Annotated in this window: 21 protein-coding genes and 4 pseudogenes; 14 read left to right on the forward strand and 11 right to left on the reverse strand. The window is 40.3% G+C overall.

Annotation, left to right across the window (positions count from 1 at the left end; all coding sequences use genetic code 11):
* Nucleotides 1-327 precede the first annotated feature (327 nt).
* On the reverse strand, nucleotides 328-1,680 hold the full coding sequence (locus JCM16418_RS10660; protein ID WP_036648596.1) for an MATE family efflux transporter: 1,353 nt from the start codon (nucleotides 1,678-1,680) through the stop codon (nucleotides 328-330).
* Between the two features lie 138 nt (nucleotides 1,681-1,818).
* Between JCM16418_RS10660 and JCM16418_RS10665 the strand changes: the two genes are divergently transcribed.
* The gene (locus JCM16418_RS10665; protein WP_036648598.1) at nucleotides 1,819-2,520 is read left to right on the forward strand and encodes a TetR/AcrR family transcriptional regulator; all 702 of its coding nucleotides are present in this window, start codon (nucleotides 1,819-1,821) and stop codon (nucleotides 2,518-2,520) included.
* A 211-nt stretch (nucleotides 2,521-2,731) separates the two neighbouring features.
* Here JCM16418_RS10665 and JCM16418_RS10670 read toward each other — a convergent pair whose 3' ends face one another.
* Complete coding sequence (locus JCM16418_RS10670; protein WP_242403781.1) at nucleotides 2,732-3,703, reverse strand: DUF1214 domain-containing protein; 972 nt, start codon at nucleotides 3,701-3,703, stop codon at nucleotides 2,732-2,734.
* A gap of 140 nt (nucleotides 3,704-3,843) precedes the next feature.
* The gene (locus JCM16418_RS25790) at nucleotides 3,844-4,116 is read right to left on the reverse strand and encodes a hypothetical protein (RefSeq protein WP_242403782.1); all 273 of its coding nucleotides are present in this window, start codon (nucleotides 4,114-4,116) and stop codon (nucleotides 3,844-3,846) included.
* A 355-nt stretch (nucleotides 4,117-4,471) separates the two neighbouring features.
* On the opposite strand from JCM16418_RS25790, the gene JCM16418_RS10675 reads away from it, so the two are divergent.
* Together JCM16418_RS10675 and JCM16418_RS10680 are read left to right on the forward strand one after the other, a co-directional pair.
* On the forward strand, nucleotides 4,472-5,560 hold the full coding sequence (locus JCM16418_RS10675) for a hypothetical protein (RefSeq protein WP_036648601.1): 1,089 nt from the start codon (nucleotides 4,472-4,474) through the stop codon (nucleotides 5,558-5,560).
* A 272-nt stretch (nucleotides 5,561-5,832) separates the two neighbouring features.
* Nucleotides 5,833-7,212 carry a hypothetical protein gene (locus tag JCM16418_RS10680; RefSeq protein ID WP_036648604.1) on the forward strand — a complete coding sequence of 460 codons (1,380 nt, stop codon included), beginning with the start codon at nucleotides 5,833-5,835 and terminating at the stop codon, nucleotides 7,210-7,212.
* Nucleotides 7,213-7,271: 59 nt separating this feature from the next.
* On the opposite strand, the gene JCM16418_RS10685 is transcribed toward JCM16418_RS10680, so the two are convergent.
* Nucleotides 7,272-7,742, reverse strand: coding sequence for a hypothetical protein (locus JCM16418_RS10685; protein WP_242403783.1), 471 nt, complete (start codon nucleotides 7,740-7,742; stop codon nucleotides 7,272-7,274).
* A 331-nt stretch (nucleotides 7,743-8,073) separates the two neighbouring features.
* On the opposite strand from JCM16418_RS10685, the gene JCM16418_RS10690 reads away from it, so the two are divergent.
* The 3 genes from JCM16418_RS10690 (at nucleotide 8,074) to JCM16418_RS10700 (ending at nucleotide 11,601) form a co-directional block, all read left to right on the forward strand.
* Nucleotides 8,074-9,480: an AcpB/EbpR/MafR family transcriptional regulator gene (locus tag JCM16418_RS10690; RefSeq protein ID WP_242403784.1), complete on the forward strand. Its 1,407-nt coding sequence runs from the start codon at nucleotides 8,074-8,076 to the stop codon at nucleotides 9,478-9,480.
* 189 nt (nucleotides 9,481-9,669) lie between these two features.
* Nucleotides 9,670-10,377 (forward strand): purine-nucleoside phosphorylase, encoded by a 708-nt coding sequence (deoD, locus tag JCM16418_RS10695; protein ID WP_036648609.1) that lies wholly within the window; start codon nucleotides 9,670-9,672, stop codon nucleotides 10,375-10,377.
* Between the two features lie 42 nt (nucleotides 10,378-10,419).
* A complete protein-coding gene (locus JCM16418_RS10700) occupies nucleotides 10,420-11,601 on the forward strand; it encodes a NupC/NupG family nucleoside CNT transporter (protein WP_036648610.1) in 1,182 nt (393 codons plus the stop codon).
* 118 nt (nucleotides 11,602-11,719) lie between these two features.
* Here JCM16418_RS10700 and JCM16418_RS24270 read toward each other — a convergent pair.
* Together JCM16418_RS24270 and JCM16418_RS10705 are read right to left on the reverse strand one after the other, a co-directional pair.
* Nucleotides 11,720-11,851: pseudogene (locus JCM16418_RS24270) on the reverse strand (transposase); the annotation flags it as partial.
* An 18-nt stretch (nucleotides 11,852-11,869) separates the two neighbouring features.
* On the reverse strand, nucleotides 11,870-12,934 hold the full coding sequence (locus JCM16418_RS10705) for a WD40 repeat domain-containing protein (protein ID WP_036648612.1): 1,065 nt from the start codon (nucleotides 12,932-12,934) through the stop codon (nucleotides 11,870-11,872).
* A gap of 440 nt (nucleotides 12,935-13,374) precedes the next feature.
* Between JCM16418_RS10705 and JCM16418_RS10710 the strand changes: the two genes are divergently transcribed.
* Nucleotides 13,375-13,884: a ribonuclease domain-containing protein gene (locus JCM16418_RS10710; protein ID WP_052020218.1), complete on the forward strand. Its 510-nt coding sequence runs from the start codon at nucleotides 13,375-13,377 to the stop codon at nucleotides 13,882-13,884.
* Nucleotides 13,881-14,153, forward strand: coding sequence for a barstar family protein (locus JCM16418_RS10715; protein WP_036648614.1), 273 nt, complete (start codon nucleotides 13,881-13,883; stop codon nucleotides 14,151-14,153). Before JCM16418_RS10710 ends, JCM16418_RS10715 begins: the two co-directional genes overlap by 4 nt.
* A 158-nt stretch (nucleotides 14,154-14,311) precedes the next feature.
* On the opposite strand, the gene JCM16418_RS10720 is transcribed toward JCM16418_RS10715, so the two are convergent.
* The 4 genes and pseudogenes from JCM16418_RS10720 to JCM16418_RS10735 form a co-directional block, all read right to left on the reverse strand.
* Complete coding sequence (locus JCM16418_RS10720) at nucleotides 14,312-15,478, reverse strand: DUF4179 domain-containing protein (RefSeq protein ID WP_036648618.1); 1,167 nt, start codon at nucleotides 15,476-15,478, stop codon at nucleotides 14,312-14,314.
* Entirely contained in the window at nucleotides 15,465-15,998 is a 534-nt protein-coding gene (locus JCM16418_RS10725; protein WP_036648619.1) for a sigma-70 family RNA polymerase sigma factor, read from the reverse strand. Before JCM16418_RS10725 ends, JCM16418_RS10720 begins: the two co-directional genes overlap by 14 nt.
* A 168-nt stretch (nucleotides 15,999-16,166) precedes the next feature.
* Nucleotides 16,167-17,293: pseudogene (gene nspC / locus JCM16418_RS10730) on the reverse strand (carboxynorspermidine decarboxylase).
* A gap of 1 nt (nucleotide 17,294) precedes the next feature.
* Nucleotides 17,295-18,533 (reverse strand): saccharopine dehydrogenase family protein, encoded by a 1,239-nt coding sequence (locus tag JCM16418_RS10735; protein ID WP_036648621.1) that lies wholly within the window; start codon nucleotides 18,531-18,533, stop codon nucleotides 17,295-17,297.
* 782 nt (nucleotides 18,534-19,315) lie between these two features.
* Between JCM16418_RS10735 and JCM16418_RS10740 the strand changes: the two genes are divergently transcribed.
* From JCM16418_RS10740 to JCM16418_RS10755, 5 genes and pseudogenes are all read left to right on the forward strand, one after another.
* Nucleotides 19,316-19,822 (forward strand): MerR family transcriptional regulator, encoded by a 507-nt coding sequence (locus tag JCM16418_RS10740; RefSeq protein WP_036648622.1) that lies wholly within the window; start codon nucleotides 19,316-19,318, stop codon nucleotides 19,820-19,822.
* Nucleotides 19,819-20,262 (forward strand): annotated as a pseudogene (locus tag JCM16418_RS10745) (SRPBCC family protein). Before JCM16418_RS10740 ends, JCM16418_RS10745 begins: the two are co-directional and overlap by 4 nt.
* A gap of 105 nt (nucleotides 20,263-20,367) precedes the next feature.
* Nucleotides 20,368-20,463 (forward strand): annotated as a pseudogene (locus tag JCM16418_RS25795) (polyketide cyclase); the annotation flags it as partial.
* Nucleotides 20,453-20,647, forward strand: coding sequence for an SRPBCC family protein (locus JCM16418_RS25800; RefSeq protein ID WP_242403785.1), 195 nt, complete (start codon nucleotides 20,453-20,455; stop codon nucleotides 20,645-20,647). The pseudogene JCM16418_RS25795 and the gene JCM16418_RS25800, both read left to right, overlap by 11 nt.
* Nucleotides 20,648-21,004: 357 nt before the next feature.
* The gene (locus JCM16418_RS10755; protein ID WP_036648624.1) at nucleotides 21,005-21,502 is read left to right on the forward strand and encodes a hypothetical protein; all 498 of its coding nucleotides are present in this window, start codon (nucleotides 21,005-21,007) and stop codon (nucleotides 21,500-21,502) included.
* 84 nt (nucleotides 21,503-21,586) lie between these two features.
* Here JCM16418_RS10755 and JCM16418_RS26895 read toward each other — a convergent pair whose 3' ends face one another.
* Entirely contained in the window at nucleotides 21,587-21,922 is a 336-nt protein-coding gene (locus JCM16418_RS26895) for a winged helix-turn-helix domain-containing protein (protein ID WP_052020199.1), read from the reverse strand.
* Nucleotides 21,923-22,197: 275 nt separating this feature from the next.
* Between JCM16418_RS26895 and JCM16418_RS10765 the strand changes: the two genes are divergently transcribed.
* Nucleotides 22,198-24,003 (forward strand): S8 family serine peptidase, encoded by a 1,806-nt coding sequence (locus JCM16418_RS10765; RefSeq protein ID WP_052020200.1) that lies wholly within the window; start codon nucleotides 22,198-22,200, stop codon nucleotides 24,001-24,003.
* The last annotated feature ends 87 nt before the right edge of the window (nucleotides 24,004-24,090 follow it).

Here is a 24,090-nt window from a genome sequence, read left to right on the forward strand (position 1 = left end):
GTTATTACTAAAGTATATTTATACTAATTTAAGGGGTATCATCCTATTATTTATAAATTTAACTCTAATAGTATATTAATTTAATAAGAATTGGAATATTCACCCTTTTATATAGGAACTAGCGCTTCTGGTTTAGAAGAAGATTCGCCTTTTGGACTCCATGAGCCAGACGGAAGCGGTATTGATTCGGCGGAGTTGACGTTACGCTGGGAAATAGCAGTGCATAACATAAATAGGCCCAAGGAGGACAATCCTTGGGCCTTAAATTTTTTTTGTAGCATCAGGTTGAAACTTACCGACTTAGCCAATGAAGGCTGTGTAAATTATTTACTGTACTAAACTTTCTATATCCGGCTGTAATTTGTTCCGTAGCACATACAGCATGATGGCACCAACTAGGAACGAGACGGCATCCGCAATAACGATCGACCAGACTACCCCATGGAAGCCGTTCATATAATTAGCGATATAAAGCACAGGAATTAGAGTAACCCCTTGAATAATCGACATAATAAATGCAGCAGTTCCTTGCGCCGTTGCTTGAAAAATCCCTGTAAACAATGTGGTCATTCCAGTAATAAACAAGGATAAGAACGTCACATGCAGAATGTAGCTGCCCATTTGAATTAATTGTGGGTCATTCGTAAATAGACCAATTAAATTATCAGAAATCAGATAAACAAGGATGCCGAATACGACGGCTAATACCACGATCGTTTTGAGCGTGAATCCAATGGTCTGCTTCATGCGTACTTTATTCGCTGTAAACGTATAGGCAATGAGTGGAACGACACCTTCGCACAACCCCATCAGAATAAACTCAGGGAATTGCAATAAACGGGATGAAATGCCATAAGCCGCTACAGCCTGATCTCCATACTCGACAAGAAAACGGTTCAAGATCAGTGACATGGCTCCTAAGAAGATCGTCATAATAAAGACGGGAACTCCGATTTTGAACACATTACTCATTATTTCCTTCGAAATTTTAAACCATTTGACGGAGACGGATAAAAATTTGCTTTGTTTACTCATAAAGAAGATAAAGAATACACTTGCCACTAGGTTAGAGATGACTGTTGCAGACGCGACGCCAATGATGCCCCCGTGGAAGACGAAGATGACTAGCGCATCGAGAATCGTATTGACGACAACGCTTATAATCATCCCAGTCATCGACGTAATGGCTGCACCCTCGGCACGCACGATATTCTCGAGCGTAAAGAATAAGACGACGATAGGTGAACCCATGAGCATAACCGTAACATAATCCTTTGTATATCCGAAAGATTCAGGCGTTGAACCTAGGGCATGTACAATTTGGTCGATTAACGGGAGACCAACTGCTATCGCAATGAGACCGAGAACTAAACTGGCATAGAACGCGAATGAAGACGCATGCTTGACGTCATCATACCTTTTTTCGCCTAGTAAACGGGAGATAAATGCACCGCTACCGACGCCAATCAAATTACCTAGCGCCATAATAATCGCGAATAACGGCAAGGTTAGTGCAAGTGCGGTTAACATGGCCGTATTATGGAGCGTACCAAGGAAATAAGCATTCAAGATGGAATAGATGACACTTATTGACGTGCCTAAAATCATCGGTACAGCAAAGTGAGAGACCGCTTTTGCGACAGGTGCTTTTTCAAAATAATGGAGGTTTTCTGCGTCCATGTAAATCACTACTTTCTATATAAATTTCAAAGTTACTCTAACAGTGTTAGGTTGTGTCTTACAGTGTTAGATGATATCATAAACTTACGAACCTGTAAAGTATAAACTTACACTGTTAGATAAAAGGACGGATCTCTAATGAAAAAGAATAAGCAGCAGCCTCAGATTTCGGAGGATAGGATTTTGGAAGCCTCTTGGGTACTTCTGGGAGAGGATGGTATCGAGAAATTCAGTATGAGAAGATTGGCCGATCGGCTGGGCATACAAGCTCCTTCTTTGTACTGGTATTTCAAGAGTAAGCAGAATCTCTATCAGCGTCTTGCTAATTATGTTTCAAAAATTATTTTGGAGGAGTTTCACGCTGAAGGGGATTGGAAGGAGCAGCTAGCGGGGCTTGCAGTAACAGTGCGGAGCGTACTCGGCCGCTATCCATGCTCTTCGCAGCTCATGATGATTACGCTGCCCCATGAACCGGACATCATCCGGTTCACCAACAGAATGCTGCTCTGCGTGGAAGCAACGCCGCTTGAGCAAGCGGAAAAAATGCAAGTGGTCACTACGCTTGTGAACTATGTTTTCTACTTCGTTATGGATGATTATCAACATGAGCGGAATGTCTCGGCGATTCTTAAGGACCAGCCGGATGCGCTGCCAGGTGACGAGATGATTAGCCTGTTGAACACGATGAACGACAAGGAGGCAGGCTTATTCCGGCGGATGTTTAAGAATGGGCTGTTCGAATTGATGGGGACCGACGTAGCGTTTGATTTCGGCGTAAAGCTGATTTTGCTCGGAATTGAACAGGTGATTAAGGAGCAGGAAAACGCCAAGCTACCGTAAAGCGGGTGAATGAAATCAGGGAACATATAACAGCCATCCCCCACTTCAAGTGAGGGATGGCTGTTATCGTTAAGAACGAGGTTTGTAATTTCTCCTGCGGGATGTTTGAGCTCAGCTCACGGATGGAATGTCAGTTTGCTAAGAGTTCATGACTTAAATGATTATGAAGCCGATATCAGACGGATCCTTAATTACGGAGGCGCGGCCTCTGTCAGCGAAGTGCGTAACCGGCCGCCCGGTCGGCCAACTGCTGGTTACGCTGATTCGAAGTCACGTAGCTTGTATCGGACGGTAAAACACTACTTAGGTCAGCAAGCTTCACGACCTGTGTCTGTACGGACGGTCCACCTGATGCAGGAGTTGTACTCGGCAGGTTCTGCCAGCGAACCATAATCGTTCCTTCATGTAGACCTACAGGGTCAATCCAGTTAGCTACGCCCGGGTCTTTAACCGATACAACGAATGTATAGCTACCGTTAGCATTCGGCGCTGCCTGAATGTTGTTAAGACTTGATTGATGATGGATAGGATCTACAGTTACCATCCACGGGTCTGTAACCGGAAACACGACATAACCTGCTCCACCAGTAGTTACCCTTGCTACCAGCGCTTCATCATCTGCCAGTTTGAAGTGGCCGAACGAACTGGCTTGCGTGACCAGCGTGCCTAATGTAGATGATGAGGTCGGACTGGACAGTGTATTTACCGGATTGAGGTGTGTCTTGATGCCCAATGCACCAATACCATAATCGATAATTGATTCTTGCAGATTCGTCCAAGCTTCGGCAGCAATGGCAAGCTGACTCTTGGGCGTGTGCTGGCTGCCGTCCGGCAGCCGCTCTACCGTAAGCGCATCAGGCGTTTCGGTATTCCAATTGCCAAGGTTATTGCGTATGAACAACTGCACAGCCGCACTCGTGGACTGTATATGATTGGTACGCCCATTGGCCGGATCGCTATCAACGGTGATGCTGTAGCTCCCATCCGCATTCACGACTAGATCATTGCCTGACAAGAAGGTGATGGTGTTCTGCGAATTGGGATTGCTGATTAGCGAGAACGTTACATCGGTCGGTCCCGGAGAGGTACGTTTTCCGTGAATGATATACTTGGACGAGCCATCAATCGGGATAGTACGATAAATATTGTCCGGATTATCATAGGAATATCGTCCTCCCGGCACGTTCAGACCAGCCGAGCTCCGGGGTGGCGTGTTTAGCCAGTATACTTTAGGGAAATAAGGATCGTTGTTGGCCGCTTTCTGAATGGCGCTGAACGCGAGCTCATTGATAGCGTTATTAAGACGACTTTCCGCTTCTGAGCTTAAGGAGCTCCGTAAGCTTGCTTGTAAGCTGCCTTGGCTTGGGCCTTCAATAAAGGGTAATTGTTGTACTTATTGATTTGAATGCTTAATGCATCCAGTTCCTGTTGATCCGTAGTTCCTAGCACCGACGCAGACGCTTGGGCATTCTGCACCGTTACGGAGCTAAGGGACACGACAATAAGCGCGCTTAGTCCCAGTTTAATAAAGCGACTATGAAGCTTTTGAAAAACGTTCCTCTGTTTCTGTAAATGCATATTCATATTAGTCAGCATGCTCCCTCCAAATACAATATTTTTGCAAAACTAAAAGAGGCATACTTTGTTAACCCATATTATTGGGTTCATAGCATGCCTCTGGCTAACCAGTCGGTTGTATTAATTTAACAATAATGCATTTAATTACCTGTATTTAATTTAAATTATTCCGATATGTTTTGTCAACATATATTTAGATTGAATTTTATAATAGATGTTAAGCTGCCGGAATGCCTTCACTGCGGATCGGTTTCTGTAGGATGGCTTTAAATTTAAGAATTATAACGGGATTTTATGATTTGTGTTTGAATGTTAATAAATGCGTTTACATTATGAATTAAATAACAATACATAAAGAAAGAGGGATACGAATTTGAAGAAACAAGCATTTCAAGGTACTTTCAAAGCACTAATTTTGTTTATGATTTCTGTTCTGGTTATAACGGGCTGTAGTAAAGGTAACAAGGGTAGCGGGGATGACCTAAAGGTGTTTACTTCTAAGGATGGTCAAGTTCAGTTAACACTGGATAAAGCATGGGTTATGGATCCTGATCTGAATGACAAGGCTGTTCTGGGAGTATCTGAACGAAAAAAGGAAAAGTATGCAATGGTAAATATCGTATCAAAATCCGATATGCAGGACGATGCTACGTTGGATGAATTTAAAAGCGCATTTGTTAATAATACCAAACTTTCTGTAACGAATGCTGAGGAATCTAATAACAAAAAAATAAGTATTAATTCCACGGACGCCCAATTATTTGAAATTACGGGAGAGGCACAGAAAGTGAAGGTTCATTATTTAGTGGCCGTACTAGAAAAGGGTGGCTCATTCTATCAAGTGGTTACTTGGTCTCTAGCATCCAAATTCGAATCTAATAAAGATGAACTGTTAAAGGCCATTGAGTCATTTAAGATATTAAAGGAAACACCGGCTCCTTCAGCATCTGCTCCAAATTCTAAATCTACAGATACCAAAGATACTAACACCACAAAGGAAGACGATAAGAATACAAGAATGACCACTTTGAAGAGTGATGACAAAAAGATGGAGATTGCTGTTCCAGCATATATGACTTACGAACTAGAGCTATCTCCCAAAGCCGATATTCAAGCGTCACGTGCTGCACAAGAAGAATATATGATGGTTCTGCGAGAGAGTAAGGATGTTTTTTCCCAAAGCTACACATTAACGGACTATTATAACGCGATTAAGGGCTCCATGTCTAAATCAATAACTAATGCTACCCAAACAGAACCCAAGAAAATTCAAGTCAATGGACAGCCAGCATTACAATTCGAATTAAACGGCGAAATAGAAAAAATTAAAATTAGCTACCTGATAACACTTGTAGAAACGGATGGCAACTTCACGCAATTGCTCTTCTGGACTCTTCAAAATCGAATGGAAGATAAACGTGATATGTTCATTAAGTCATCGAGCACGTTTAAAGAACTTTAATAATCGTCCAAAACGAAGACTTTCATGGGTGCGCTTAACAGTTAGAGCATATACTGATATACTTTGCTAAACAGTTCATGAAACGCATCTATCATGTGCTTGGGAAGTGGATGAAGGCAAGCTTCTTCAATTAAGCAGTGCTCTGAGCCTGCAACAAATAAATAACTTAAAGATAAAGGCACCCGTTGAGGTGCCTTATCATTTGTTCTATAGAGGATTGGCTCCGTCTCTCTAATCATCATTTGTAATATAGTCAATGAAAGAAGGATATTATGGGTTTTAAAGATGAATTAAAACGTGAAGTACGTAATGCAGTGAAAGATGTAGAAAAGGAAGCACATCAAACGTGGAAGATTGACTATAAAGGACATGGTATTGAAATTACACACCAGTTAAAAGAAGAGCATCTTATTATAGATGGGATTACGGTAGATATGAATAAACGAAAAACTGTATTTTCACACATCATGCCGTATTCCAAATTATCAGGGACTCTTGATCTGGGTGATGGCGTGATGCATAAGATTTTCGTTAAACTTGGTGGCTACATAAGGTTTAATTGTATTGTCAAAATCGACAACGATACGGTGCTTGATCATTCCCTTAAGCTCGATTTTCTTCCGTGGAACCATAAAGACAAGATCGTTCCTTTTATTCAGCAACAAATTGAAACACACAGCAAAATAGTAGATGATCATTTACCTGATGACGAGTACGTATATGATGAGAATCATCCGCGAATGGCTGCGGGTTTGTCTGATCTCATAGTAGATGATATACCTACTCCTTTTTATGTGAAAAAACTGTTAAAGCTATTTAAAAAACAGCTCAATCATCCTACAAATAGGACACGAAAGGCGACATACGGGGAAATTATAACCGATCATATCGCTAGCTATCGTGATGATTTCATTGAACGGTTTCAGCAAGCGGAGTGGGATGAAGCTCTCGTACAGCAAGAGGCGTTATGGCTCCTTGAACATTCAGCGCATAGAGAGGTTGTGAAATTCTCAATCATCGTACTGGGTTGTACGAATTGTGAACAATATAAAGAACTGCTCTACACATTAGGAATGCATGAGGAATTCACCTCATATGTCACTTTCGCATTGAAAAATGGAACCAAGGAAGCAAATCAACACATTTGGCAGCTTGCTCAGTCTGTCCATGGATGGGGCAAGATTGCTGCAATTGAGCAGCTGGAAGCAACAACGCCAGAAATCAAGCGATGGCTGCTGACCATGGGCTGCGAAAATAATATCCCGAGCGAATATGTAGCCTATATTTGTGCTATTAAAGGAGAACTTGCCATAGCACTATATGAAGAGACGATTTCAAAAGAGTTATATGATGGAATAGGTTTGATTATCCAAACATTACTTAATGGTGATGTAGAGCATGATATTGAAGACTATTTATTTGAGAACGCGGTTCTATTTCGCTTTGTAAACCATGCTCGTATTCATTGCATAACACTCGAAGATATCTATCCTCTTATGATCATAAGTGAATATGTAAATGATGAGGAAATCTGGGAAGAAAAGCTTGAGGACGAATGGAAGCAACAGGAACGCGCTTCTATCCAGCAAGCTATTCAACCATATATTAATGATCCTAAATGGTCGAAGCTTACCACGCTGACGCAGAGTTAACCATGTGGAATGATAAAACCAAGAAGTCCGGGGAGGATGGACTTCTTCGTTGTCAAATCTTAGTAATCTAGCCGGTCTGTGATATACCCGGAGACATGCCATGTATTTGTACTGTTATAAAACTTAAAGTAATTTCCGACGGGTTGGCTTAAACCGTATACAGTGCCGAGGATCGCAGAAGCGACCTTAACATTATTTTTGTAAATATCGAATTTGCCAGTGATCTGATCGACAGTAGTCGATCCAAGACTAACTAGACGGAATTCAAAACGGTCGGGTCCGACTTCCGAGATTGCATTGAAAAATGCCTGATTTCCTGAGGCCAGCGGGGCTTCTGTCCAACTTGCTATCGCATTGCCGCTTGTCGAGGTCAGCCAATTGCCGGTCGTTCCATCCAATACATATAACGGTTTTTGCGAAAAAATGCCGTGCACATACGTGGATGGTGCTGCCGAGCTGCTTAAACTGAAACCCATGACAAAGACGGCAAACAGTAGGACAATAGAAGAGACTAGCCTTTTTCTCATCATTTCACACTCCTTTTAATTGATCATTCCCTCCCCATAACTGGAGCATATGATAAGGAAACCACTTTATACATAAATATGTAAATTTAGGTATTTTATTAGCGGCTATTCATTCATAGGAGAGGTTCAATTTGCTAATCATCAAAATATAAAAGCAGCGATCCTCCAATAGCCGGAGGATCGCTACTTTGCTTCCTTATATAGTATAGAAATGACGATTGGCTGCGCGAAGCTCCTCGTTCACGATGAACGGGTAAAAACCATCAAACAGGCTAAAGTGATTACGCTTGTTTATACTATATATATTCAAATTAAAATGAAATAGGGTGGGAACATGGATAAGGGCTTCACATTAGCAAGCCAACTATTAACGATGCTGGATACGGAACAAAGATGGTTTACCTTAGCTGAAGTTGAAAAAAGTTTAGGTATATCCGTTAAAACGATAAGTAAGATGGTTGAGGAAATCAGCAAGCAATTACCATCTAATGTAATCATTGAAGTTTCTAGAGGAAAGGGTATATTTCTTCGACGTGATGGTCGGAGTAAGACGATTAGTGAAGTGCTTTCTTCGATGTTTAGAGAAACCATCTTTTATCGGCTGATGCATGTATTGTTTATGAATGTAGGTCGACTGTCCGTGGAGGAGCTAGCGGGAGTCATGTTTATGAGTACTTCGTCTCTCAAGAAACTGATTGTGCAGATGAATAATCACGATCTAAAACCATATAAGCTACGCATTACGTATTCTACGCCTATGATCAAAGGAAATGAGATGAACATTCGATATTTTTACTGGAAGTTATATGGGGATGCGTATGAGTTTACAGGATGGCCCTTTGAGCATATTGATTTTAATGATATAAATCAGCTCCTCACCAATATAGAGAAAGAGAAGAACATCGTTTATTTTATCAATTCTAAACGAAAATTATCCTTTCTGCTCGCCATTGTAATCGAAAGAGTGGCTAAAGGGGAATGTGTCCAAATTGACGAACATAGTTACCCTTGGGAGAAGGGTTTTTTTCACGAACCCGTGATAACCCTTGCGAAGCAGCTGGAAGATGAGCGCGCCATTACGTTTTCCAAAAGTGAAATATTCTTTATTCAATCGCTCGTTAGTCTCAGCCAGTATCATTATTACGAAGGATCAGAAATAACACCAGTGAAAGAAATCGAATTACACAAAGATCAAGAAGAATATCGAATGGGCAATCTGCTTATCAAGCTATTGACGGAGATATTTCCCAATTTGGATGCGGGTGAACGATTTATTTTGGAGGTATACGGCTTCTTCGACAAGCTATTAATAGAAAACGCCATTCCTGAATGGATGATGATTTCGCAAACTAATTTATCGACATATGTTCAAAAGGAGTGCCAGCCGATTTATCAGGAATTGCTAACCTGCATGCAAACGTGGAATACGGCGTATCCTTCCGTTTCATACAATAATGTCCATTTAACCAAGTTGACCTTAATGGTTCGTTCAAGTTTACGTTATAAAAGCAAGAGGGCTTTCTTAGTGATTGGGGAAGAATTCTCGATTCGTCATTACATCGCGGACTTGATTAAGAAAGAAATTGGAGATCAGTTGATTATAGATACTTCCATAATGCAAGGCTTAACGGACGATATGATGCAGCAGCACCATATTGATTTTGTCATTAGTAATATCCCGGTTGCATTAGAGGCGGTACCTGTTGTTATCATCTCCACAATTCCCTCTAAAAGGATCTAGACAATATTCGTCAAGCTTTGCTTTTATAATTTGACCAATTATTTTCCGTATCCTACGTAATTTTTTGGTCTAGTTTGCTATGCGCAAAAAACGTATGCTCAAAGTAGTTTCAGAGCTGATTGACTTGATGGCTTGGAAGCGTTTTCTGTAAAATGATTTTTTGATATTTGAAAGTTTGGGGGAAGACATATGAGTAGACATTTAGGTGCAAAAAAAGGTGAAATCGCAGAACGGGTGTTGCTTCCAGGAGATCCTTTACGTGCAAAGTTTGTAGCAGAACGCTTTTTAGATGAGGCGTATTGTTATAACGAAGTAAGAGGCATGTATGGTTACACTGGATTATATAAGGGAGTACCGGTTTCGGTTCAAGGGTCAGGGATGGGAAATCCATCGATGAGTATTTATGCTACGGAATTGATTGTCGATTATGAGGTTAAGAAATTGATTCGTATTGGTACATGTGGCGCGATGCAGGAAAATATTAAGATTCGCGATATTATATTGGCCCAAGCGGTATCTTCAGATAGTAATATGACCGAGAAAATCTTTCATGGTTGTAATTATGCACCAACGGCAGATTTCTCCTTGTTAATGAAAGCCTATCAACAAGCAGAAGGTAAACCTGTAAACCTCTTTGTTGGCAACATCTATAATTCCGATGAATTCTACCGTGAAACCTTAGATCGACTTCATAAGTTTATGGATTTCGGTGTATTAGCGGTAGAAATGGAAAGCACATCATTGTATACATTAGCTGCTAAGTATGGTGTACAAGCACTATCGATTTTGACGGTGGGTAGTCAGCTGTTAACACAGGAACACTTAACACATGAAGAAAGTGAACAATCCTTTTATGACATGGTCGAAATCGCATTAAATACCGTCATTCAGGACTAATGTGGCAGTTAGAAAACTAACCGATTATTTGGGGGAATAAAGATGCACTATCTACTTTCTATTGCCGGTCTAATTATTGTTCTGTTACTAGCATGGCTTGCGAGTAATGACAAGAAAAAGATTAAGTATCGTCCAATCATTGTGATGATTGCGGTTCAGGTTATTTTGGGACTGCTTATCATAAAAACGAGTATCGGCGAATTTTTGATTAAAGGTTTTGCTGACGGTTTTAAACATTTACTTGATTATGCCAATGAAGGAACTAACTTTGTATTTGGTGGGATTGCTAATGAAGGAGCCCATACATTTTTCCTCTTTGTTCTAATGCCTATTGTTTTTATGTCAGCGTTAATAGGGATTCTGCAACACTATAAAATACTACCTTTCATTATCAAGTATATTGGATTGGTACTAAGTAAAATCAATGGTATGGGGAAATTGGAGTCCTATAATGCGGTTGCAGCTGCCATCGTAGGACAAAACGAAGTATTCATTTCGGTTAAAAATCAGCTTGGATTATTGCCGAAGCATCGCTTGTATACATTATGTGCGTCAGCCATGTCGACCGTATCCATGTCTATTGTAGGTTCTTATATGACTATGCTAGAGCCTAAGTATGTAGTGGCAGCGTTAATATTAAACTTATTCGGTGGATTTATCGTTTCATCTATTATTAATCCATATGAAGTGAAGCCAGAAGAAGATATCATTGAAGTGCAAGAAAATGAAAAACAAACGTTTTTTGAAATGCTAGGCGAATATCTGATGGATGGCTTTAAAGTAGCGATCGTAGTCGGAGTCATGTTAGTTGGTTTCGTAGGAATTATAGCTTTAATTAACGGAATCTTCAGTGGCATTTTCGGTATCTCATTCCAAGGAATTCTAGGTTATGTCTTTGCACCTATCGCCTTTGTTATGGGTGTGCCATGGCATGAAGCTGTTAGTGCGGGAAGTATCATGGCTACTAAGCTTGTTTCAAATGAATTTGTTGCTATGCTTGACTTTGTTAAAATTCAAGAGGGTTTAAGTGGTCGTACGACAGCAATTGTTTCTGTATTCTTGATTTCTTTTGCTAACTTTGGATCAATCGGAACTATTGTTGGTGCGGTAAAAGGATTGAATGAGAAGCAAGGAAATATTGTTGCAAGATTCGGATTGAAATTGTTGTATGGAGCCACGCTTGTAAGCGTTCTATCCGCAATTGTTATTGGTATTATATTTTAATTATAGTTTCAAATGAAAATATCGCTTAATCACAAAAGGCATTGGGAATGTATTCATTCCAATGCCTTTTGTCATTTTTAATTCTTTTAATGAATAAATCAGGCGGGTCCCATCCGATTTACGCCGGGATTGGTCTATTCCACGACCATCTCGCAATTTTCTTTAAGTTCATGGTAGCAAACGTAAGCATCGCCTGCATAGACAATTTTTTTAGCCCTCGCAGGGTTGTCCATCGCATGCCATGACTCTTATGGTTTTATATATTAAATTACTCAAATTTGATTAGAAATAATTCAGAAGAATCTTCATTTCTATAGCCTGCTATCAAATATCCCTCGTTTGTAAAATCTACAGTATCAACTTTATGATTTATGGATACCATTAAGTTAATCTTTTTATTCGATGATGTATCATAATAAACTAATTCATGATCTTTAGTTATATAAGCAGTATGATTTCCATATGAATCAAACTGGCTAATATAGTCTTTCTCAATCACATTAAAATCTTTGGTTTTAATATTATACGTTCCAAATTTTCCTGACGACCAAGTATTTATATCTTCGAAATTAATCGATATTATGTTATCGTTCAATAATTTAGCGTATCCCACATAAGGTGAAGAAGAAACGAACTCCTTTGTATCTCCTGTGGCTAAATTGTAAACATAATATTTACCTTTACTATTTACAGTATCTGTCCATAGTATATTTCCCTCGTTAAAATCAACAGAATTGTTATAGAAGCTTCCTAACTCTAACGTCGCTAATACTTTGTGTTTCTTGGAATCTAGATCATATAATACTACTTCAGATTTATTGTTTGTTGTTGTAATCCAAGCAATCATATTTTGATAAAGCCTAGGAGCGTCTAATGCCATTTTCTCTTGATCATCATATTTAAAGACAATTGATTTCTTGTCATTTGTTCTATTCCATGCATGAACGGATCCCTTTAGTCCAAACTCATCTGTTTCTGCCCAAACCATCCATTCATTATTACAAGTCAAATCATTTATAGTACCATTCTTAAGTTCTGATTTATAAATTGTTACAGATTCTTTTTTCTGTAAGTCATACTCTAAAATACTGTTCTGCAAGCGTTCTTTTTGGCTATTAAAGGGTATATATATTCTTTCATCTGTTGCGCAAGGTTGCGAATAACGTGAATACGGTATTTGTATATGTTCTACATCATACTCTAAGTTCTGAGTATTCTCTTTACTCTCACTTTTATCAACTATTGGTTCTGGTAAATTTACTACACTTTCGTTATTGCAAGCAGTAAATAGTAATAAAAGCATTAAAGCAATTGATGCTGATAAAAATTTCATTTGTCTTCTCCTTTAATAGTAATATACCATTGCTTTATTGGTACCATTTATGTCTGCAATATAAGAGAATCTTTTCATTTATAATTTTCACATCATTCATCATCGCTCCTGTAAAATGTCGTTAACAACTAGTATTAGTAGCATGGACCTTAGCGTTTGTGAAAACTGTGCACGAACTTAATAGTAATTGTAAATATTTTAATTAAATGGTAATTATATTAAATTTATTTACAATATTCAACACTATGAAACCGAATTAGAGAGAAGGTAAGTACTAAGATGGAGAGTTCGTACGCCATCGCTTACGGAAAGAGGTTTGCTCCGACGAGGAACGAGATCAGATTAGGGCGCGAGATGACCTTTATGCAGATGTCATGCTATGATGAGAAAGATAATGAATACATGTTTGGAAATGAGGTAAGAAAATGTTTTGCGTATTTATGAAACAAATCGGTAGGCACTCACGCTCCTTGCTGGCCGCGATGATTGTCATGCTGGCGATCATGCTGACGGGCTGCGGAACTCTGGACGTGGGGCCTTCTTCGACTAAGAATCCGTTTTCGTCTACTTCGATCTCAGAGGGACAGAAACGACCCCAACCCCCGCTAATCAGTTTTAAGGATGTATCGGATTATATACGAAAGCACCAGAAGCTTCCTGATAATTTCATTACTAAAAAAGAAGCTGAGCAGCTCGGCTGGGTAGCGGCTCAGGGCAATTTGAATACAGTTGCACCTGGAAAAAGCATCGGAGGCGACCGCTTCGGGAACAGGGAAGGACTGCTGCCAAAGGCCAAAAACCGGATATGGTATGAAGCGGATATCAATTATAAGAAGGGGTCGCGCGGAGCGGACCGAATTCTCTATTCAAACGACGGATTGATTTATAAGACGACAGACCATTACAAGTCGTTTACGGATATTACGAAGGAAGGTAGTGTCCCGCAATGAATAAAGTCACGGAACTGAGACAGTCAGAGGCAGATCGACACGAGAACGTCCATAAATGGTTGAAGCGGAAGCTCGGATTGCCAGAATGGTACGGGCACAATTTGGATGCCCTATGGGATTGTATCACTGGACATGTACCGTTGCCTTTACATATCCGTTGGATCGCGGATTCGGAACATGATGAGCGCTATAACGCGATCTTGGAGGTTTTTCAGGAGGCTGCAGACCAATTCGATAACATTAGCTTCGAGTACGTGTCTGTTCAGTAAGAAGACTGAATTCCTCGAGTGCTGGACTTTATATCGAAGAAGTCTTACCTGCTACCTCAAAAATTATTTAAATAAAAAGACGGAGCCATAATTGGCTCCGTCTTTTGTAGGTTTGCTAGACCCTTCTCCTAGTGAATAGGGTCCTTTTTACAGATAATCTATTTCACCGAAAATACAGTCTCTAGCTCAGGGATATATTCCTTGACCTTATGTGTAGCTTCCACTCGTCCTTCAGCCCCAGCAGGGTATTCTTCGGATATGACTAAGTACGGTTTGATGGTAACGGTACTCGGTAGAGTCTTGAAGGGTTCAAAGCGAATACTATATGATTCGCTAACAGGGTGAGTACCGATGGGCTTCAGTTGAACGCCATGCTCATCCACAATGTCATACTGAAGAGCGATGATGCTGCCTCCCCTAGTTTCATTCTTATATTTCGCAGGGATAGAAGCGAGCATTTCTTCTACACTCTGGCCCTTTTTGGTCTTGTACTCAACGGATACCTGCGTTGTGATTGGGGTGATTTCCAGCTTGCTGATCTGCAAGTTAATGTTATCGTGATGCTTGGTCTCCTCTGAAGTTAGAACGGTAGCTGGCGTTGATTTGGTAATAGGCAGCACGAATTGGAATGGATCATCGTAACCCTTTAACGTTACATTTACAGTCAAGTCAAACTGGTCAGGGAACTGGGCCTGTGTTGAGCTCTTCATTGCATAAGTGTTAGACACTTCAGCAATTAGGCTGGAAGCAGTCTCACCGTCCATGAATTCGTAACCCGAGGCCAGGGTTTGGCCTTTATAGAGGACCTCTAACTTATCTACTGCCCCTTTATTGGCATCGGAAGGCGGCGAATTGGGCTCCGAAGCCAGACGGTTTCCAGGAGTGGTTATGTTCATAAGAATGCGGGTTCCGTCAAATAACAACGTTGGAATATTCATCGTCAGCTTGCCATGGGTTACGCTTTGGTTTACGTTTGTGATGAAGTCCTCGGCTTGTTGAATACCGGGATCGTCGTTTTTGTCGCCCCACAAGGAGTAGATCTGTCCCAGAACCGGAATTTGCTTGAGTGCATCAGCCATGACGGGCGATACAAATCCGGAAGCCATGACTGTGACTCCAAGGATTGCAGCAGCTGCAGTGGAGATCCCCCATTTCGCAAAGGTCCTGGATACATTTGTCTCTCTCTGAATGGGTGAAGTGGAATTATTGGTTTCTCTGATCATTTGGTAAGTCTCATTTAGCTTGGAGCGGGTACTATTCGATATCTGATTGGGAAGTAAATTCTGATATTCCTTTAATTGTTCTTCAAGTTTAGTGTTCACCATGTGGTAACCCCTTTTCTTGTTTGATTTGAGATGAATGCTTTAGCTGTTTGCGAGCGCGATGTAGTCTAGTCTTTACCGCCACCGTAGAAATCTCGAGAACGTCGGCAACTTCTTTAATCGGCATGTCATGCAGATAATGTAGGAGAATGACAATCCGTAGATTCTCGTCCAGATGATTAACAGCATCCCATAATTCAATTTTCTCGTAATCCTTAGAAATGGAAGGGAAGTCGGGAACCTCTCCATAAGGAAGAGTTCTAGAGTTGCTTTTGACCATTTTATTGCATTCATTAATCAGAATCCGAAAGATCCATGTTTTGAAAAAAGCGGGTTCTCTGAGTGTATGGATGGACTTAAAGGCTTTAAGTATCGTCTCTTGAAGGGCATCTGCACAATCCTCATCTTTATTGACAATGGACCTTGCAGTTCGATATAAAGGTAATTCAATCTCTTGCATCAACTGCACGAATGCTTCAGGGTCACCCGCTTTGGCTCTGATGACAATAGGATCGATATGCAAAGGCTCACCTGCTTTCTTGACTAAAAGGTTTAGTATGTTCGTAACGTTACGTATATATTAGATCGGGTAGGTAGCTAGAAGGTTACATGAAAGAGAAATTAGCTTGTCGGAGCGTAAACGAAATAAGGCCGTAACCCTTATTGCAGGGTTACGGCCTTATTTTATTGATTAAGCAAGTCTCATCTTAAAATCCTGGTAGCCGAATTCGCGAACGACGCGGCAATTGCCGTCTTTATCCTGCACAGCGATAGCCGGCAGCGGCATGCCATTGAAAGTGTTGGTTTTGACCATGGAGTAGATGGCCATATCTTCAAACACTAATCTGTCGCCGTTCTTTAAGGCTGATCGAAGGAATAGTCTCCGATGACATCGCCTGTAAGGCAGGTCGGACCGCCAAGCCGATAGGTGTATGGCTTCTCACCGGCTTCGCCCGAACCGATAAGCGGTGGACGATATGGCATTTCCAGAACATCGGGCATATGACAGGTAGCCGACGTGTCCACGATAGCAATCTCAATGCCGTTCTTATGGATATCTAGGACGGAGGTAACCATATAGCCCGCATTCAGCGCAATGGCTTCTCCGGGTTCAAGGTAGACTTCCAAGCCGTATCTATCCTGCATTCGCGAAATGCAAGCTTCGAGTCTCGGAATATCATAGTCGTCTCTTGTGATATGATGCCCACCACCAAAATTGATCCATTCCATGTGCGCAAGCCATGGCCCGAACTTGTCTTCGACCGCATTCAGCGTAGTCTCCAAATCGTCCGAGTTCTGTTGACACAGGGTATGGAAATGGAGTCCCGACACGCCTTCAAGCAGGTCTGGCAGGAAATCCTCCCGTTTCACACCGAATCTGGACCCTGGCGAGCAAGGATCATAGATCTCATGTCCCTCTTGCGTTGAGCATTCCGGATTGATGCGAAGGCCTATTTTTCTACCCGCAGCAAGAGCTTTCGTTTTATACTTTTGGAGCTGGGAGAAGGAATTGAAAATAATATGATCACAAATGGATATAATCTCTTCAATTTCATCTTCACGATAGGCAGGGGCAAAGACGTGATTTTCTTTGCCCATTTCTTCTTGGCCCAACCGCGCTTCGAATAAACCGCTCGCAGTCGTACCGCTTAAGTATTGTCCAATCAGGGAATACATGGTGGTCATGGAAAAAGCCTTTTGCGCCAGCAGAATCTTGGCTCCCGAACGCAGCATGACGCCGTTCAGAATCTTCAGGTTTTTTTCGATGAGGGCTTCATCGACTACGAAACAGGGTGTCGGCAATTCCTCGAATCGCATATTAGCGAACGAGCTCCGTCTGTTTAGCTTCCTCAGGCAATTCGTCAACAAGCACCGGATTGAAGTCTTCTACCCATGGAAGTCCCCATTTGTTGAGCTCTTCCATGAATGGATCTGGATCGAACTCTTCGATATTAAATACGCCAGGTGTATTCCATTTGCCAGTCATGACCATCGCCGCGCCAATCATAGCTGGTACGCCAGTTGTATAGGAGATAGCTTGGGAGCCCACTTCTTTATAGCACTCTTGATGGTCGCAAATATTGTAGACATAGTAAGTCTTGTCTTGGCCGTCTTTTTTCCCTTTGAAGATACAGCCAATGTTCGTCTTGCCCACCGTACGAGGTCCAAGGGAAGCCGGGTCTGGAAGTACAGCCTTCAGGAATTGAAGTGGAATGATTTGTTTTCCTTCGTATTCGATGGGTTCGATAGAGGTCATTCCAACGTTTTCAAGTGCTTTTAAGTGCATGAGGTAGCTTGGGCCGAAGGTCATGAAGAACCGAATACGTTTCAGGCCAGGCATATTCTGCGCAAGGGATTCGAGCTCTTCATGGTAGAGCAGGTACATATCCTTTTCGCCGACTTCAGCAAAGTTATAACCGCGTTTAATTTCCATCGGTTTTGTCTCGATCCATTCCCCGTTCTCCCAGTAGCGTCCGTTCGCGGACACTTCACGGATGTTGATTTCCGGGTTGAAATTGGTTGCAAAAGGATAGCCGTGATCCCCACCGTTACAATCCAGAATGTCGATATATTCGATTTCGTCAAAATAGTGTTTCAGCGCATAAGCAGAGAATACGCCAGTAACGCCCGGGTCAAATCCGCTACCCAGAAGAGCGGTAATCCCGGCTTTTTCAAAGCGCTCGCGGTAATCCCATTGCCATTTGTATTCGAATTTAGCTGTATCTTCCGGCTCATAGTTTGCAGTATCCATATAGTGCGTTTTGGTAGCCAGACAAGCATCCATGATCGTCAAATCCTGGTAAGGCAGCGCCAGGTTCATGACGATATCCGGTTTAACTTCGTTAATAAGAGCGATCAGCTCATCTACGTTGTCCGCGTTGACCTGTGCGGTCGTAATTTTGGTTTTGCCACCGTCCAATTTTGCTTTCAGCTCATCGCATTTGGATTTGGTACGGCTGGCGATGCAAATTTCTTCGAAAACCTCGCTGTTTTGAACGCATTTATGAATTGCTACTGATGCTACGCCGCCGGCGCCAATGACAAGTGCTTTTCCCATTTTTATAGTCTCCTATTCCAAATGAATTTTTCTAAAATGTAAAAACGGCAACAAAAAAAGCAAGCGAAACACGCACCCATGCGCATCACACTTGCTTCGATATAATTAAATAATAAAATAGTCCCAATAATAATGACTGGAGGACAAACTTCAAGTACGTCATCAGTCAGCCATAAAACGCAATGTTTCATGGAAAGGCCCATTATATTCAAATATATCATGTTAGGATCAGAGTCTATATAGCAAATAATTACTTTTACCACTCTTATTGACCGTTTCACAAGTTATGTGCGTATGCACTGGTTGTAAAGTAACCAACTTATAAAATTTGAGCTTTTAACTCAATCAATAAGGCAACGAAAGTTGCCAATCGGCATTTGACCCGGCTGTCCGTATGGCCTTAACTTCTACATCGAAGTGGTCAAAGTTTATCTGCTTGGAAAGATCCTAAATATACTGAACATTCGCTTTCCAAAATCATACTTCTCCATAGTAGCAATATCAGGACTAATGAGCAAGAAGAAAATTTATATAAACTCATATTTTTTCTAGAGGTCAAAAAATGAGTTGTTATATACAAGGTATTCAACAGAGGTAATGTCGTCCGAAATGAAGTGAGGATTGAGTTTGATATTAAGGCAGATATGGCTTAACGAACCCAAAGTGCTTGATAAAGCAAAACAACAGTGAAAGCGTCATAATTTTGCTTGCACCTTACGTAACGTAATATTTTACAATAGAGCTACCGGTACATAGCTAGCGCCAAAGAGTGGGGATGGTTAATGAAGAAACATTGGAAGGTCGGGGATCTCGCCAAGCTGACGGGGCTTACCGTACGAACCTTACGTTATTATGATCAAATTGGTTTATTATCTCCATCTGGTCAGACGGAGTCGGGCCATAGGCTATATAGTGAATCAAACTTGTCACGCTTACACCAAATTTTATCGCTCAAAGAGCTGGGCCTATCTCTCGAAGAGGTTAAGTCGGCCTTAACTTGCGGGCAAATCAGTCCGATTGAGATCGTGGACTTGCAGATAAACCAAATCCAAGAGCAGATCAAAATGCAGCAGAAACTATTGGATCAGCTTAGACATGTATCTAGGCTTTTGCAGGGCAAAAGGAAATTAATGGTTAAAGATTTCACGAGCCTTCTGCAAGCGATGAAGATGGGATTTGAGAAAAAAGTCATAGATCGGCAAACAAGTTGGGAGCGACATCTGGATCTGTTGGGAGACTTTCTTGCCAAGGAGAACGAAATTTCGAAACATGAGGAGGAAAATAAATGATCGAAAGATTCATCAAACACGCGACTTTCGTCGTCGAGCGGACTTATGCCGCTTCGCCGGAACGAGTTTACCAAGCATAGGCCGACCCGTTGGCTAAGGCCAAGTGGTTCTCGAAGCCAGACATCTTTGATTTCAAGGTTGGCGGACGCGAGTACAGCAGCGGTGGGCCACCCGAAGGGCCAATTTTTATCTTCGACGCGAGCTATCAGGAGCTTGTCCCAGAGCAACGTATTGTCTATACGTACACATTGGATGCAGACGGTATACGCATTTCTGTTTCAATTACAACGGTTGAGCTGATTCAGGTGGAGGGTGGCACGAGGCTGATTTTCACGGAGCAAGGTTCTTACTTTGACGGACACGATACACCAGAAGTACGGGAACATGGTACTAGCGTCATGTTGGACGCACTTGGTAGGGTATTATTAGGGGAGGTATAATGCAAGACAGTTGGTGAAAATGAACTTATGGTTACGCGCGATTAAGATGTCCCGCGGGAGCTTGTATTTCGGGCATGGACAACCCCCAATTTATTAGCCAAATGGTGGGGTCCCCAAGGCTTCACGAATACGTTTCATGAGTGTGATATAAGGCCAGGAGGAACTCGGAAATTCACCATGCATGGTTCGGATGGCCTTTGATTATCCTAACCATAACGTCTTTGTTGAATTCTTGCCACTAGAGCGGGTTGTAATTGATCATCTTAACGTTCATGAATTTCCGATAACAGCTAATTTTGAAGACTTCGAGGGGCACACCACCAGGTTTATCTGCCGTCAGCTTTTCAAGAAAAAAGAGGAGTTTGAACAGGCTAAGTCGATTTGAATAAAAGATATTAACTTTGAACAGTCACTTATATAATGATTTTAAATTGTCGTCGTTCAAGTCCCCTGTTAGGAATTGGATGGCAATTTTATATTTGTAACTGGCGAAGTTAAATCAATAGCTGTTAAGTGAGTTATATCTGTATCACAAAAAGAGCTATAAATATTGTATTGGTGTATAAAAATCTACTGAAAATTGGGTCGGCAATAATAATTAATATACTATTAATATTTATTTTTAGTCATGTATTTCTATTATAGATTGAACCATTTAAGGCCATGACTATAACATTTTCTGTTTTTAATCGTTTATAGATATAGTAAGGTCATTTAATATGAACGAAAGAGGTGGTCGAAAATGAATTATTCTAAGTGGTTTGGCTTATCGTTAATGACTGCTCTGCTATCCATTCCTCAATTCTCCTCTGCTGAAGGTTTACAGGAAAAATTATCGCAAGTTATCAAATCAATGAAAGCATCAACTTCGGAGGTATATAAATCCCAATATCCAGTTGCGGTAAATCCATCTAGCCAAAAACCTAAAGGTGAAGTGGCCAATAAACAAGTAGACCTAAAGATTCTACCGCCTTTACAGAAAAAAATGGATGCCTTAGTCAAGAATAAGTTGGATAAAGAGATCGAGGTTAGCGTCATGCTAAAATATAATATATCTAAGGAAAAAGAGGATTTCATCAATTCTGATTTTGCGGCATATAAAAACTCAATTACAAATGTAAAAGGGTTGGGAGTGTATAGCTTTTTCGTGAAATTGACGATATCTGAAATCAAAGAAATTAGTAAATGGGATGCGATATCCACCCTCTCGATACCCGATGATATCTTTCCAGTATGGTAATTTAGTTAACCCAATCTTATTTAGTCTTATACTATTTGAACCTAGAGTTTATGTATACCTGCATAAACTCTAGGTTTTTTTATATTATGTAGATGAAGAGCTGAGTTTATAGCCCACGCTCCTAACCGATATAATCAGTTCGGGCTTTTTAGGGTCGTTTTCAATTTTTTTTCGAAGTCTATTAATATAAACGTATAATAAATGTAAATCTATATATTCATCCTCACTTACCATCCATACATATTGATATAATTTTCTAAAGGAAACAACTTCATCAATTTTATGGACTAGACATAACAAAAGTCGTAGTTCAAGCCTTGATAGTGCAGATGGAAAAGAGTTACATATAAAGACAGATCTATTAATATCAATATAGCATTCTTTATTCAGATAAATAGGATTAATCAAGAGATTCTCCAACTACGTACCTCCTTTTTTTATATTGATAAATTTACAAAATGTCACATTTAATATATATTATACAAAATTTTTAATTCATAATCTATTATAATAATGCATGAATCTAAACAGAATGTAAGTTTCAAGCAGGTTTATTATTATATTATTAATGTATTACGTTTGTTTCTCCTTTTCACGGTGCTATTAATATTTACTACATATAACAAGGAGTTAATAGTGTAATAATTTATGTCAAGAGAACAAGGTAATTTATTTTATAGGAGGAATGATTTTATATGTTGAAAAAAAGGATTATCGCCTTACTATTGGCCAGTATTGTTATGATTCCTACTAGTGTTAGTGCAACAACAGGAGATGTTTATAAAAACTTAAATACTTTAGATTTTAAAAAAAATACACCTGAAACAATAGCTGAGAATGAACTAGGTAGTTTTTCTCTTGATCTTAATAATTTCAAACTTCAGGAAAAATACAAAACTACAAGCGAGTCTAAAATTCTTCCTAAATTACAAGAAAAGCTTACAACCAATAAGTCTAAATATAATCAAAATAAAGAAGAGAAAAAAATGGACATAAGTGTAATGCTGAAATACGATAGTTCTCTAACTAAGGAAGATTTTATTAAAGAAAATGCTGATATTCTTGAAGGAAATATTATTGATCTTGCAGGATTTGGAGTTTATAGTTTTTTTGCCAGACTAACTGAAAATGAAATTAATCAAATCGTGAGTCGGGAAGAAGTAGATACGATTTCTACTACAGATGATGTAGTTTCCGTCTATGGCCAACCTGATGAAGCCCAATCTGAGGTTTATCTAAATGGAGCAACTGAAATGACGGGCATTCAAAAAGCAAAAAGTGATTATGGAGTCACTGGAAATCGAGATGGAAATTACACTTATTCTAAAAATGATTCCGTGATTGCAATCATAGATACAGGAATAGATGCCAATCATGTAGATCTAAGCGGAGGCAAAGTGATCGCATGGAAAGATTTCATTAACAATAAATCTACACCTTACGATGATTTAGGTCATGGCACACATGTAGCAAGCATAGCAGCAGGTACTGGTTCAGGAGATCCTGGTATTCAAACTGGAGTGGCTCCGGGGGCTGCACTCGTTGGATTAAAAGTTTGCGAGGCTAATTCAGATTGTTCTAATCAAGCAATTATGAATGCTATGGATTGGATTATTAATAATAAGAATATTTACGGAATAGATATTATTAATATGAGCTTAGGGTCACCAGGTTCTGCAAATGCGACCTTCTGTTCTAAGGTAAATACTGCAGCAGAGAATGGAATACTTACTGTAGTAGCTGCAGGAAATACGCAATTAGGAGCCAATTACGGTTCATTAAATTTATTTGGTAAATGTTCTGGTGTTGTATCAGTAGCTAATGTAGCTGATCCTTATGAAGGAGGATGGTATTTAAACCCAAGCTCTAACAGAGGTGAAGGAAGTGAAGGGCCGTCCATTTCTGCCCCGGGTACATCAATTCGTGCAGCAAAAGCTAATTCCACAAATGAATATATTAATTATACTGGAACTTCCATGTCTGCTCCTATGATTTCTGGGTTGGCTGCATTAATGTTGGAGGCAAGTAACGGGAGTCTAAATTATGATTTCAAATATGAAGATTATGGAATGACTGGATACGACAAAGTATATGGGTATGGACTGATTTTGGGACACAATACTATTAAGGCTGCAAAGGGCTCGTCTAACGGTTCTTTTAACAATTACCGTAACCATATTCGAGGCCAAAGCAATATTGCAGCAGGTACGGTCGATATTTACAGTATCAAAGTGACCGACGTCCAAGCATTTTTTGCAACTACATTAGTAATCAATGATGAAAATGGAGCTGACTTAGATTTATTTATATGGGCTCCTGGAGTGAATCCAATTCAAAATGGTGAATTAAGATTGGATCTAGCCTATAACGGTAGTAAAGGCTACTTACCTCAAGAAACGATAAGTTTTAAACCATCTGTTAAAGGCACGTATTCAATTGGGATCGTAGCATATTCACAAGCAACTTATGCCATTGATTTTTCAGGCCAAATATCTCAGTGAATGGAACTGCCCCAGATGTAGCACTTACGTTAAACCGGGTTAGAAATATTTCTAGACAAAACGGTATTAGACTGCATCCTGCTATAG

Source organism: Paenibacillus pini JCM 16418, assembly GCF_000576305.1.
Lineage (GTDB): Bacteria > Bacillota > Bacilli > Paenibacillales > Paenibacillaceae > Paenibacillus_AQ > Paenibacillus_AQ pini.